This window comes from Marinobacter sp. AL4B, from assembly GCF_019916045.1.
Taxonomy (GTDB): Bacteria; Pseudomonadota; Gammaproteobacteria; order Pseudomonadales; family Oleiphilaceae; genus Marinobacter.
Map to the genome: position 1 here is coordinate 69,173 of NZ_JAILWZ010000013.1, position 12,932 is coordinate 82,104.

Here is a 12,932-nt window from a genome sequence, read left to right on the forward strand (position 1 = left end):
GCGTGCCGGAGCGCAGCGTAGGTGCGTCCGACAACAGCCACTTGTTATATTTCGCCTAAATCGAAGGGCAGTTCAAATTTTGCATGCTCTTCTATATCGGCGATGAATTGATCCCAGTCAGCTCTGACAACACGCTTTGCCACGTAGTGCGCTGCCATTAGCGAGAATGCGCCTGCTACGGTGGCTAGGTCGGAGACAAATTGCCGTAACCTCTCCGGGTCATCCCGCCCATAAGACAAATAGATTGCGTCGCGGTAATTGGCTTTTCCCCGGTAGCGGAACGCTTGGACCAAGTAATTTACATTAGCTGGATTAAGCTTCGCATCACGTAACGCTTTAGCAGCGTTAGAACGGAAACTATTGAATCCGCCTTGTCTGTATTCGCGACTACTCTTAACCATTTCTTCAAGGCGCCACTGCTCGTACTCGGCAGTTCCTTTCAAGTAGGAGAAAAGCGCACCGCGAGCCATATCTTCATCCGTTGGTTCTGTATTTAAGTCGTGAGTATTACCAGCCCGAAGGGTGCCCATGACTTGACGAACATTATTTGGCGTAATGCCGGTGATGCTCAGATCGAAGGGTGACTTAACTAAACCTGCACTTACAATTTCGGCTTGCCACACTTTTCCGGCTGAGGCGTGAGTTTGAGGATCGGTGCCAGACGATGCCGCCAGCATGGCTTTTGCTGCGTAGTAGGTTGCGTAATACCACGCAACAATCGCTGACCTGACAATTGGGTACGGGTCTTCAATCGCCTCCATCGAATCAATGGCACTGACATTATGCATCGACATCGTGAGGCACTCGTACGCTAATGAATCTGCTTGCTCATTGGCTTGGCGCCGCTGAGTGCGCTGATAGAACTGCTGGAGTTGCTGATGGGAGAACTGACCATCTACAAGGATGGCCAAACCCCTCATCCAATTCACTGTACCCTGAAAAGCAAACCGAGGCTTCGGCTGATCAGCATGCGTGAAAAGTTTGCTCAGAAGCCACATTGTAAGCACCTGGAAATATAACAGTGATTAGATAGAGCGCTTCGTTATTGAATAAAAGTGACTTCCACTATCCGCGCCTACCCTTAGATTATTCTGTATCATTTATGCATCAGAATCAGAAGCTTGCAAGCATTTCCACTTCACCCCTGATGTAATCGCGTGACCTCCGCATTATTGCAATAACGAAGCACTGGCAATGATCTTGTCGCAGAGCATCTGCAAGGCCGCCAAAATACAAAGGCGTGCGAAAACCACCTTCAGCCAAAAGATCTGATCAAGGCACTAGGAAAAACCAGCGGTAAAAGGGGCGAGAGAGATTCAAAAAAAGCTAAAGCAGTAAACTGAAATCCATCTGTCGTCCCTAACAGCGGCAAGTTCCTTTGTGTGTAAACATACACTACCTAATTTTCAGGAAACTTCCTATATAGTCAATCTGAAATTCAGCAAATTCGCGACGAACGCACGAATTTGCTGTTGAGGTTTCGGGAGGGATTTGTGGTGCAGTTAGGTATGACGGGCCTTTTTCTGAGTTAGCAGTGGGCTCAAGCCGCCGCCAAATAAGCCCCCGCAACCGCCAGCACACCGCCAACTCCCCGGCTAAAGCGGCTGTCCGCTTTCAGCATCAGGCTACCCAGCCCACGCCCAACCAGGGTGATAGCAAGGGTGGCGATAGAGAAGCCAGCTAGGTACGCAGCCAATGTTGCGCCTTCGGGCATTTCTGCGCCATGGGCAAAGCCGTGGAACAGCATGAAGGCACCAACCAGGGTGCCACCCACAGCGGTGGGCAGTTTCGCCAGTGTGGCAATGAGGATGCCGGCTACCAGTACCGAGAAGGTGATGCCGGTTTCAACGCCGGGCACGGTTAGGCCAGCCCAGGCCAAGGCTGCGCCACCAACCATGCCGCCGATCACGAAGGCCGGGGTGGCGTTTTTCATGAGTTTGCTCTGGCGCACGCTCCAGAAGCCAATGGCGGCCATCGCCAGCAGGTGGTCTAGGCCCAGCATGGGGTGCAGAAAGCCGCTGGTGAAGCCGCCTTCGGTGTGGCCGGGGTGGGCCATCGCGGATGCAGAGGCGGTTAGCAACGCGGCGGCCGTGAGTAGTTTTGAAGTCAGTTTCATGATGTTGCTCCTGGGGGTTCTAAAATCGTTTTGGTTCGGTTGCTCAGGCCGGTTCAGCCAGTTTTTCGGGGCGCCTTTCCGGCAGCATGCCGCGCTCAAGGATGAAGCTGATGATGGTTTCCAGCCCTACCCCGTCGTACAGGTTGGTGAACACGAAGGGCCGTTCGCCGCGCATTTTTTTGCTGTCCCGTTCCATTACGTCTAGGGAGGCGTGTACCTGTTCGGCGATGTCGATTTTGTTGATGATCAGCAGGTCGGATTTGGTGATGCCGGGGCCGCCTTTACGGGGAATCTTGTCGCCAGCGGACACGTCGATCACGTACAGGGTGAGGTCGCTCAGTTCGGGGCTGAAGGTGGCGGAGAGGTTATCGCCGCCGGATTCCACCAACACCAGTTCCAGATCCGGGTGACGGCTTTGCAGATCGTCAATCGCCGCCAGGTTCATGGAGGCATCTTCGCGGATGGCGGTGTGCGGGCAACCGCCGGTTTCCACGCCGAGGATGCGGTCTGCGTCCAGCGCTTCGTGGCGCAGCAGGAAGTCGGCGTCTTCCCGGGTGTAAATGTCGTTGGTGACCACAGCGATGTTGTAGTGGTTGCGCAGGGCTTTGCACAACTGGCGCAGCAAGGCGGTTTTACCAGAGCCTACCGGGCCGCCGACTCCAATTCTCAAACAATGTGTCATGGCAATGTCTCCTCAATGGGTCTTCAGCTTCTGAAAAGCCGTGAATACTGTGTTTCGTGTAAGGCACTTCCGAGCGCCAATCCCGGCAGGATGGGCCCGAGTTCGTGATCGTTTCGTTCCAGCGCGTTGTCCACTGCGATTGCCAGTTGCGGCCGCAGCTGTTCGATGATTCGCTGGGCAGCGGTGTGGCCGAGTGGCAGCGCTTTACAGGCTACGGCGAGCTGGTTTTCCAGCCAGGCCCAGGCGAAGCCGAGCAGCGCTTGGCGCACCGGTACACACCGTTTACGGGCAACCCAGGCGAACATGGTGATGTAGCCGGGGTCTTCCGGAATCAGGTGTGGCTCGGGCAGCAGCTCTAGGTTGCGCAACAGCGTCACGAGGGCCGCGCCAAGGCGGGTGTCCTCGTCGCTCAGTTCGGCGGTTTCACGGGTGGCGTGCAACCAGTCGTTCCACTGCGCCAGTGCTTCGGCATCACTGCTGGCCCAGGCGTTTTGCAAACGCACCAGCAAAGGCAATTCGCAGCGGCTGAGGCCGTCTTCCAGTACGCCTTCAATCCACTGGGCCAGTTCGGCTTCATTGTTCACCCAGCCCAACTCAAAAGCGCTTTCCAAACCTTGAGACCACGCAAAGGCACCGATGGGCAAGGCCGGGCTGACCAGTTGCATCAGGCCCAGCAATGCCAGATCGCTCCCCTGCGGGGTGGCGGCCTCAGTGGGCATGTTCGTGGCTGTGACCATGCCCGTGGGAATACCCAGCTTGGGTGTAGGCACCGGGTTCCGGGTCGAACGGGGCGGTGTGGTGGGTCAGGGTTGCGCCCAAACGTTCCGCCAGTTCTTCCAGTACGTGGTCTGGGGTGATGCGCACGTATGCACCCTGCTCGTCCACGCCAATGGCCAGCGTAACGTGGCGGTTGCCTAGGTGGTAGCACAGGCGCGCCAATGGCTGGCCGTTTTCGATACGAGCGGTAACTACCTGTTCTTCGGCCGCGCGGATGCGGACGATCTCGCCGGTTTTGGCTTGCAATAGGTCGCCGTCCCGCAGCACCGGGCCGCGGTCCAGAAACAGGCCCACGTCCACGTTGGTTTCGGTGGTGGCCCGCAAACGGCCGCGAATGCGCAGCTCGTAGGGCAAAATCAGGTTGTCCAGAATCTCACTCTTGTCGATTCCGGCGTGGTTCACATCGCCAAAGCGTTTTGTTAGTTCCAACATAATCGGTTCTCCAATTCCCGGCTTAAAACAAGTGGTAGCGCTGGGCCAGGGGCAGTTCGGTGGCGGGCTCACAGGTGAGCAGTTCGCCGTCTGCGTGTACTTCGTAGGTTTGCGGGTCCACGGTGATGTGCGGGCACGCGTCGTTCAGTTTCATGTCTTTCTTGCGCACGCCCCGCACGCCTTTGCAGGCAGACAACGGGCTGTCCAGCCCCAACTCTTCGCCTATGTTGGCGTCCAGCGCGGCCTGGCTGACGAAGGTCAGGCGGGTGGCACTGGCGGCTTTGCCGAAGGCGCCGAACATGGGGCGGTAATGCACCGGTTGGGGCGTGGGAATAGAGGCGTTCGGGTCGCCCATGGGGGCGGCCGCAATCATGCCGCCCTTGAGGATGCAGGCGGGTTTTACGCCAAAGAAGGCCGGGCTCCAGAGCACCAAGTCCGCCAGCTTGCCCACTTCCACCGAGCCGACTTCGTGGGCGATGCCGTGGGTGATGGCAGAGTTGATGGTGTATTTGGCGATGTAGCGTTTGGCGCGGAAGTTGTCGGCACCCCGCTCTTGGTCTTCCGGCAGCAGGCCGCGCTGCACTTTCATTTTGTGGGCGGTTTGCCAGGTGCGGCACACCACTTCGCCTACCCGGCCCATGGCCTGGGAGTCGGAGGAGATCATGGAGATCACACCGATATCGTGCAGGATGTCTTCGGCGGCGATGGTTTCCCGGCGAATGCGGGAGTCGGCGAAGGCCACGTCTTCGGGGATGTTCGGGTCCAGGTGGTGGCACACCATCAGCATGTCGAGGTGTTCGTCCACGGTGTTCACAGTGTAGGGCCGGGTCGGGTTGGTGGACGACGGCAGTACGTAATCCTTGGAGCAAGCGGTGATGATGTCCGGCGCGTGGCCGCCGCCCGCGCCTTCGGTATGGAAGGTGTGGATGCAGCGGCCTTTGAATGCTGCGAGGGTATCTTCCACAAAACCGGATTCGTTCAGGGTGTCGGTGTGGATGGCCACCTGGATGTCGTATTGGTCTGCCACGGTCAGGCAGTTGTCGATGCTGGCCGGGCTGGTGCCCCAGTCTTCGTGCAGTTTGAGGCCGATGGCCCCGGCTTTGATTTGCACTTCGAGCCCTTCGGGCAGGCTGGCGTTGCCTTTGCCCAAAAAGCCGATGTTCATGGGCAGGCTATCAACGGCTTGCAGCATTTTACCCATGTGCCAGGCACCAGGTGTGCAGGTGGTGGCGTTGGTGCCGGTGGCCGGGCCGGTGCCGCCGCCAAGCATGGTCGTGATGCCGCTCATCAGGGCTTCTTCTACCTGCTGGGGGCAGATGAAGTGGATGTGGGGGTCGATGCCACCGGCAGTGAGGATTTTGCCTTCGCCGGCGATGATTTCGGTGCCGGGGCCAATGACGATGGTGACGTCTGGCTGGGTGTCCGGGTTGCCTGCTTTGCCGATGGCGGCAATGCGGCCTTTTTGAATGCCTACATCGGCTTTGACGATGCCCCACCAGTCCAGTATCAGGGCGTTGGTGATGACGGTATCCATCACGGCATCATCGACCCGCTGGCTTTGGCCCATGCCGTCTCGGATGACTTTGCCGCCACCGAATTTTACTTCGTCGCCGTAGTGGGTGTGGTCTTGTTCGACTTCGATCCACAGTTCTGTATCACCGAGGCGCACGCGGTCCCCTACGGTGGGGCCGTACATGTCGGCGTAGGCTTGTCTGCTTATTTTCATTTCGTATCCTCCAGCGGGCCCATCACTTCACCTCGGAACCCGTAGATTTCCCGCTTGCCGACGAAGGGGATCAGGGTGACGGAGCGGGTTTGGCCGGGTTCGAAGCGGATGGCGGTGCCGGCGGCGACGTCGAGCCGAAATCCGCGGGCTTTGGCTCGGTCGAAGTTGAGTGCAGGATTGGCTTCGGCGAAGTGATAGTGGGAGCCGATTTGTACCGGGCGGTCGCCGGTGTTGGCGACGTCTAGCGTAATGCGTTCGCGGCCGGCGCAGAGTTCGATGTCGCCGTCTCGGATTTGGTATTCACCGGGGGTCATATCGAGCTCCTTACACGATCGGATTGTGAACGGTGACCAGCTTGGTGCCGTCCGGGAAGGTGGCCTCTACCTGCACTTCGTGGATCATGTCGGCGATGCCGTCCATGACGTCTTCACGGGTGAGGATTTCGGTGCCGGCGCTCATGAGTTCGGCCACGGTGCGGCCTTCGCGGGCGCCTTCCATAATTTCGGCGCTGATCAAAGCGATGGCTTCGGGGTAGTTCAGTTTCAGGCCTTTGGCTTTGCGCCGTTCGGCCAGTAAAGCGGCGGTGAACAGCAGCAGTTTGTCTTTGTCTCTGGGGGTCAGTTCCATAACGTGTTCCGTTGTTATTTATTGGGCTTCAAGTGAGCCAGATTCTGGGTGTATGAGCAGGCAAGCCGGTGAGCATTGGCCGCAGCAGGTGCCAGGCTTGTTCGCACAGGGCCCAGGCTTCGTTACGCTCGGTGCCGAGGTAGCGCAGCAACAGCACGCCCCGGCGGCGGGTAACGGCCCAGCGGTGGTTGTCTGGGAGTTGTTCTCTGAGGGCTTCGATGGCGGCCGCTTCGTCGCTCAGGCCCACGGCCCAGAGTGTTGCTTGCACGGTGGCACCGCCCTGACCCCAGTGGCCGGTAAACCGGCGATGGGTGGGGTCCAGTAGCTGGCGTTCCAGCCATAGAGGTTTGCCATCAAGGCTGAGGTGAAAGCGTTGCTCCAGCGCGCCGGTGGCGAAGGGCAGTTCGCTGGCCGGGCGACCTAGGGCGAGCACCTCCCAGCCGAGGGTTTTGGCCCCGCTTTCCAGTTCAATGGTGGTGGTTTGTTCGCCCCGGGAGCCGTCAAAGGCGATGGTTTCTTGGGGCAGGTATTCCAGCGTTGCGTCTTTGGCCACTTGCAATCGGGTGTGCTGCGCCCAGGCCACGCCGTGACTGTCGGCTTTGTAGAGTTTGGCGGCGGCCGGGGTGGTCAGCAGGGTGTGACCGCCTTCAGCCACGGTGGCTTCGATGCGCAGTTCGTCGCCGCTCACCAAGCCACCAGGCGGGTGCAGCAGGTACACGTGGCAGCAGCCGTGTTTGCCTTCCGGATAGAACGGGCGCTGAACCCGCAATGGGCCCGTGTGACTACGGCGCACCATGCGGGTGATCGGTTCTGCTCCGCCCTCGCTTCGGGATTCGAAGCCGAGGGACAGTGAGGCCGCCCAGCGCCGTTCGGTGTCAAATCGATGGCCGGAGCTATGGGTCGCGATCGGTTGGTACGCGGTCATACGCTCAGGTGCTTTCCGCCAGCACGCTGCCTTGGTGCAGCACGGTGACTTTGCGAGCTCATGGTGCACGTCCTTTTCGTTGGGTATTGGGTCGTTTAGCGGCCCCAACCTTTGCACCGAACGTTCCAACTCACACAAAAACCCCTAAAAAACATAATGTTAAACAAAAAATGGCTCGCACACTCGGCATTTAAGCCCTGCTATTTCGGATTCGAAGCCTGATTTTGGTGCTCGTACCGGTAGCGCGCGCCACTCTGGTGCGCGCCAAACAATGAATATTGATTCACCGCGAAACGCACGCGCTTGTGAGAGATATCGCACACGACAGAGGGATTCTGTCTGATTCTTAATATACCGACCCTGCGTAGACTGATTTTTGTCAGGGATGACAAGCCAGCACGGATGTTGGCTCAGGGACGGAAACTCAAGGATTTGAGAGTTGCCCGAAGGAATAGGGCGTACAGGGATGAACCAAGGATGATGTGCTCAGGATGGTGCACAGCCTGATGGATCAGGCAGGGGTCAGCCACGGAATCTCAGGGGGCACACGGATTGTGTCCTCTTCCGTGCATTAGCCCGTCTGCTTTTCTCGCTTTCTGATTCCACGAAATGCCAGCCGCTTTGCAGTTCCAGCAACCTGTGGGTTGTCTCACCTGATTGATCGATAAAAATAACCTCTATAATCAGGAATCACCCATGAAACACACCTCTTTTTTTGCTGCCCTTGTTCTGCTGTTCAGCCTGGCAACCGGCTTTGTTCACGCCAATGAGCCAAGCGAGATCAACATCAATGCGGCGGATGTGGCTACGCTATCTGCCTTAAGCGGGATTGGCCAAAGCAAAGCCGAAGCCATTGTGGCGTACCGTGAAGCCAACGGCCCGTTTGCGTCCGTTGAGGATCTGGCCAATGTAAAAGGTATTGGTGCCCGCACCGTTGAGAAGAACGTTCCGCGTCTTGCTGTAAAATAGCCTTCCTGGGGGGCGTTCTGCCCCCTTCTATCCGCCTATGGCGAAGTCCTTCTGCCACTGTTAGTCTGCTCGGTTAACTCTCCGTGGCTTGGCAAGCTTTATGATTCAAGGCGTTCTGTTAATTGCACTGGCAGCCCTGCTTTGGGCGACTACCAGCATTGTTGCGAAGTTTCTGTTCGGCGGCTCTGATCTCGCGCCCATTACCCTTGCCTTCTTGCGCTTGGCTGTAGCGCTGCCGTTCTTCTGGATTTTAATGTACCGGGAGCAGCGCCAGCTTCGCCGAGACAATCCTGACGGGAATGCGGTGGGCAGTTCGTTACGCTCGCTCAACTGGAAAGCGCTTTTGCCGTTAACGGCGCTTGGGTTGTTTCAAGCCCTTTATCAAGGCAGCTATCTGGTTGCCGTCGATTTGTCCGGAGCGGGCATTGCCACGTTAATTTCACTCTGTCTGCCACCCGTCTTTGTCGCCATTCTGGCCGCCCCCATGTTGGGTGAACGGCCAACCCTCACGACCTGGATTGCGGCATTGGGCGCGGTTATCGGCACCGGCATGCTGGTGCTGGGCGACATCGATACAACCGGCACTCTTCGGCTTGCCGGCATTTTAATGTCGCTGTTGGCGGCTGCGGTGTACACCGGGTTCACGCTGACCAGCCGTTATAACTCGGTGGGCACGCCCGCTTTCACTACAGCCTTTATCTGTTTTTTCACCGCCGCTCTTTTGCTGTTGCCCGTTGTGTTTCTTTCCGGTGGATTCGCTGCTCTGGAATCCATGGCTCTGAAGCATTGGTTGATGGTGTGTTACATCGGGGTGGTGCCCACGGGCATCGGCTACCTGATGTTTTTTACCGGCATAAAAAGCACTCCGGCAACCCTGTCTAGCATTGTCGTTACGCTGGAACCTTTGTTTGTGGCACTGTTGGCGTGGCTTATTCTGGGGGAAATGCTAGGGACAGTGGGCGTGGCAGGAGCCATTGTGTTGGTGGTGGCGGTGATTGTTGCGTCGCGCAGCAACACCGCGGCCGGAGCCAACCAGAACGGTTGATTCCGGCACTGGACGCGAGGTGAGGCTTAGCTGTCCTTACGCTGCTTTTCCAGCATGTTTGGCTGCAGGATCTCAATCCAGTAGCCATCCGGGTCTTTGACAAACGCCAAGCCCTTCATTTTGCCGTCGTCCGGGCGCTTCACAAACTCGACACCGAGTTGCTCGAAGCGTTCACAAGCACTGTAAACATCCGGTACGGCAACGCCGATGTGGCCAAAGCCCTGCGGCTGGTCGTTACCGTTGTGGTAGCTGAAGTCGGGGTCGTCTTCGGTGCCCCAGTTGTGGGTCAGTTCCAACATGGCTTCGCGACCAAAGGTGTATGTCGTCCGGTGACCATTGTCCGCCGGCACTCGCTCGGCTTCGGCATCGTCCAGATACGCCAGAAAATACAGCGTGAACTTCATTTCGGGAAAGTCCAGTTTACGCACCAAGCGCATGCCCATCACTCGGGAATAAAAATCCAGAGAACGCTCTGGGTCTTTAATCCGCAGCATGGTTTGGTTGAACACGTAACCTTCGGTTTCAGGAACCGGCGCGTCATGCAGGCCAACGGCCTGTTCGAAATGCTTTGGCATAATAGGTCATCCCAATCTGGTTCAGACTTGAACCATGGTATATGCGTGCAACCGGCACTCTTTTCAAGCCCCGCGTACAGTTACGCAGCCTATGTTAGACTGTAGGGTCGTTAGCCACAGCAGGCTTAGCTACCCGATTCAAAGAGTTATCAACCATGGATTTTCAAGCGCCAAACACTCTGGCCGAACAAATTGCCAGCTATCTGGCCGAGCGCATCATGACGGGGCAGATTCAGCCGGGCCAGCGTATTCAGGAAGCCAACCTGGCAACCGAACTCAAGGTAAGCCGTGCCTCGGTGAAGGAAGCGTTGTATACCCTCGAACGCTGGCACCTGGTAGAAATTACGCCTCGAAAGGGCGCGTCTGCCACTCAGATCAACGCGGAATATGCAGCCGAGCTTTACGATGTCTACATGCACTTGCTGATCATGCTTGCCACCCGTTTGTGCGAACGCTGGCAAGAAGAAGACAAGCCCGTTGTGATGGAGGCTGTGAGTAAGGTTGTTGCCCAGATCCAAAACAATCGAGCCGACCTCACGGCGATTGTTGAGACCAGTTTTGGCGTCATGGAAGCCTGCTGCGAGGTGGTCGGCAACCCCTACCTCACCGAATCTCTGTCCAACTTCAAACCGGCGGTCAGCCGAGCTTATTACCTCAGCGCCAAACGGTATCAGCAGGGGCTCGCCGAAACTCGCCGCTTCTTCAGTGAATTGCAGCCCGCCGTGTTGGCCCGTGACACCGTTAAGGTTCGCAAGCTGATCGAAATGTTCGTAGAGCACCAGAAACAGCTGATCCAACAGGCGTTGGCTTAACGCCTTCTGCCACATTGGGACAAGCGTCACGGTTTGATGGCGCTACTCGCCCTACAGTATGACTGTTCAAATAACGTTCACCGCAGCTTTGGTCTCGTTGTCCCTGCGGGCAATCAGTTGGCGTTTTCGCCGCTGTTATAACAAAAACAATCTGTCTGAGTCGGGGCCAACATGTTCACTCGTATCCGTCTTTGTAAATCGTTTGCCAGCTTATGCTTTGCGGGGGGAGCCGCGCTCGCGCTTCCTGCCTTCGCTGATTTCACACCATTAACGGACTCCACCTTGTCCTCCGTTACCGGGCAAGCGGGCGTGACCATTGAGCTGGAAACCAAACTCAACATCGATAGCATCACCTGGACCGACGAAGGCTCGCTCAGCGTTAACGGGTTTCGTTTATCGGGTCACAACGATACCACCCTGGACAACTTAAAGCTGACGGTTGATATCGCTGGCGACGGCGAAGTGCTGGAACATGGCTTTTCGGAGATAGCCCGTCGTGCCGCCGCTGGCCAGCTGGATACATCTAACCCCGATGTTGCCGACGCTCTTGCCAAATACTCGGTGGGTGGCCGTTACGGAAAAGCCTTCAACAGCGGAGACATGGTGATTCATCTGGGTGCCACCGACTACGGTGACCCAACCAACCTGAACGATTATCTGAGAGCGGTCGATTTTGAATTGGGTATAGACAGCCTGACCACATCCGGCTCGGAAGGCAGCGCCAACCTGTTTTCAAACATTTTGCTTCAAGGCTACGTTGGCCCTACCGATCTGATCATTCGAAATGGCGGCACCTCTACCCGAACGCTGGGCAATGGCAATACGGTATCGGGCTCTGAGTTGCAATTGGATACGCACTTTGAAATCACCAACGGAAGCCTGGATTGGGATGCCGCTGACCTGATCTTCATTTTCAACTTTGCCGCGGTGGGCATAGAAGGTTTGCAGATTCATAACCGCCGGGGTAACGACACCCTCGGCCACTTCGGCATGGCCAGCGCCACCGCGAAGCTGTCGCAGGGAACCAGTGCCGGCTCCGGCAAAAGCGGCTTATCCATCCACGATGTTGAGTTCCGTGCCGACATTGATATGCCCGTTTTCAAAGTCGGTGGAACCAGCATCGGCTCTGTTCAGTTCACGGACTTTGCTATAAAAAACACAACGATGATGGTTTACGGCCACTAACCGCTGGCAGTTCTTATTGATCGGTTTACACTGTAATGACGTACTTTCTACGCCCGTTTCTTCGGCGCAGCATAAGGAGCATTCAGTGACTCATATTCCCGTTGGCATAAGCACTTGCCTGCTCGGCAAGGAAGTTCGCTACGATGGCGGCCATAAACATTCCCGTTATTGCACCCAGGTACTCGCGCAGCACTTTGATTTCCGCTCGATCTGCCCTGAGCTGGAAGCCGGTCTGGGCGTGCCCCGCCCCGCTATTCATTTACGCGAACAAGACGGCGAATTGCGCCTGACAGACAACAAGGGTACCGCAGACCATACCGACGCTATGGCGGACTTCATTCAACAGGTTATGCCATCACTGAGAGATCTACGTGGCTACATTCTGATGGCTAAGTCGCCCAGTTGCGGTATGGAGCGCATTAAAATTCACGACGCCGATGGCAACGTCATGAATCGGGATGGCCGGGGCCTGTTCGCCGAGGCGCTGATGAAGGCTTACCCGTTGATGCCGGTTGAAGAAGAGGGCCGTTTAAACGACAACGTGCTGCGGGAAAACTTCATCGAGCGGGTGTTTGCTTACGATGATTGGATGCTGAACGTCGCCGGTGACAATCTCACCAAACAATCCTTGCAGGATTTCCACAGGCGCTACAAGTTTGCGCTGCTGGCCCATTCCGAGAAAATCTACCGCCAGCTTGGCCCCATGCTGGCCGATATGAAATCCGAACCGTTGGAAGACATCGCCGACCGCTATATCCGCGGCTTTATGGAAGCCATGACTCAGCGCGTCAGTAGGGGCGCTCATGTAAACGCCATGAACCATCTACTGGGTTACCTGAAAAATGATATGAGTGCGGCAGACAAAACCGTACTGTTAGAGCAGATTGACGCGTATCACCGCGGCGAAGTGCCGTTGGTGGTGCCGATGACGCTGTTGCGGCTGGCGCAACGCCGGGAGCCTGTGGATTATTTGAGCACCCAGAAGTACCTCACACCCTACCCGGACGAGCTGGGTTTGAGAAACAACGTATAACAGCAGCGCTGAAAGCAAAAAGGGGCAG

The 12,932-nt window shown here is 56.9% G+C and carries 15 protein-coding genes; 5 read left to right on the plus strand and 10 right to left on the minus strand.

The window, feature by feature from the left end; genetic code table 11:
- Positions 1-44: 44 nt before the first annotated feature.
- The 9 genes from K5L82_RS10620 to K5L82_RS10660 all read right to left on the minus strand — a co-directional run bounded on the left by K5L82_RS10620 (position 45) and on the right by K5L82_RS10660 (position 7,285).
- A complete protein-coding gene (locus K5L82_RS10620; RefSeq protein ID WP_223134136.1) occupies positions 45-998 on the minus strand; it encodes a hypothetical protein in 954 nt (317 codons plus the stop codon).
- Between the two features lie 542 nt (positions 999-1,540).
- Positions 1,541-2,116, minus strand: coding sequence for a HupE/UreJ family protein (locus K5L82_RS10625; RefSeq protein ID WP_223134137.1), 576 nt, complete (start codon positions 2,114-2,116; stop codon positions 1,541-1,543).
- A gap of 43 nt (positions 2,117-2,159) precedes the next feature.
- A complete protein-coding gene (gene ureG / locus K5L82_RS10630) occupies positions 2,160-2,798 on the minus strand; it encodes an urease accessory protein UreG (RefSeq protein WP_223134138.1) in 639 nt (212 codons plus the stop codon).
- Positions 2,799-2,821: 23 nt separating this feature from the next.
- Positions 2,822-3,535 carry an urease accessory protein UreF gene (locus K5L82_RS10635; protein WP_410505866.1) on the minus strand — a complete coding sequence of 238 codons (714 nt, stop codon included), beginning with the start codon at positions 3,533-3,535 and terminating at the stop codon, positions 2,822-2,824.
- Positions 3,507-4,007, minus strand: coding sequence for an urease accessory protein UreE (ureE, locus tag K5L82_RS10640; protein ID WP_223134139.1), 501 nt, complete (start codon positions 4,005-4,007; stop codon positions 3,507-3,509). The genes K5L82_RS10635 and ureE overlap by 29 nt, the downstream gene beginning before the upstream one ends.
- A gap of 22 nt (positions 4,008-4,029) precedes the next feature.
- The gene (gene ureC, locus K5L82_RS10645) at positions 4,030-5,733 is read right to left on the minus strand and encodes an urease subunit alpha (RefSeq protein ID WP_223134140.1); all 1,704 of its coding nucleotides are present in this window, start codon (positions 5,731-5,733) and stop codon (positions 4,030-4,032) included.
- Entirely contained in the window at positions 5,730-6,047 is a 318-nt protein-coding gene (locus K5L82_RS10650; RefSeq protein ID WP_223134141.1) for an urease subunit beta, read from the minus strand. The genes ureC and K5L82_RS10650 overlap by 4 nt, the downstream gene beginning before the upstream one ends.
- A 10-nt stretch (positions 6,048-6,057) precedes the next feature.
- A complete protein-coding gene (gene ureA, locus K5L82_RS10655; protein ID WP_114334330.1) occupies positions 6,058-6,360 on the minus strand; it encodes an urease subunit gamma in 303 nt (100 codons plus the stop codon).
- Between the two features lie 28 nt (positions 6,361-6,388).
- Entirely contained in the window at positions 6,389-7,285 is an 897-nt protein-coding gene (locus K5L82_RS10660; protein ID WP_223134142.1) for an urease accessory protein UreD, read from the minus strand.
- Between the two features lie 696 nt (positions 7,286-7,981).
- On the opposite strand from K5L82_RS10660, the gene K5L82_RS10665 reads away from it, so the two are divergent.
- Both K5L82_RS10665 and K5L82_RS10670 read left to right on the plus strand, forming a co-directional pair.
- Positions 7,982-8,254, plus strand: a complete 273-nt coding sequence (locus K5L82_RS10665) for a ComEA family DNA-binding protein (protein WP_223134143.1) — start codon at positions 7,982-7,984, stop codon at positions 8,252-8,254.
- 100 nt (positions 8,255-8,354) lie between these two features.
- On the plus strand, positions 8,355-9,299 hold the full coding sequence (locus K5L82_RS10670) for a DMT family transporter (RefSeq protein ID WP_223134144.1): 945 nt from the start codon (positions 8,355-8,357) through the stop codon (positions 9,297-9,299).
- A gap of 26 nt (positions 9,300-9,325) precedes the next feature.
- Here the strand turns inward: K5L82_RS10670 and gloA are convergent, their stop codons facing one another.
- A complete protein-coding gene (gloA, locus tag K5L82_RS10675; protein WP_223134145.1) occupies positions 9,326-9,874 on the minus strand; it encodes a lactoylglutathione lyase in 549 nt (182 codons plus the stop codon).
- 155 nt (positions 9,875-10,029) lie between these two features.
- Between gloA and K5L82_RS10680 the strand changes: the two genes are divergently transcribed.
- From K5L82_RS10680 to K5L82_RS10690, 3 genes are all read left to right on the plus strand, one after another.
- Positions 10,030-10,686 (plus strand): GntR family transcriptional regulator, encoded by a 657-nt coding sequence (locus K5L82_RS10680; RefSeq protein WP_223134146.1) that lies wholly within the window; start codon positions 10,030-10,032, stop codon positions 10,684-10,686.
- Between the two features lie 171 nt (positions 10,687-10,857).
- Complete coding sequence (locus K5L82_RS10685) at positions 10,858-11,871, plus strand: DUF6160 family protein (RefSeq protein ID WP_223134147.1); 1,014 nt, start codon at positions 10,858-10,860, stop codon at positions 11,869-11,871.
- Between the two features lie 85 nt (positions 11,872-11,956).
- On the plus strand, positions 11,957-12,904 hold the full coding sequence (locus K5L82_RS10690; protein ID WP_223134148.1) for a YbgA family protein: 948 nt from the start codon (positions 11,957-11,959) through the stop codon (positions 12,902-12,904).
- Positions 12,905-12,932: the final 28 nt, after the last annotated feature.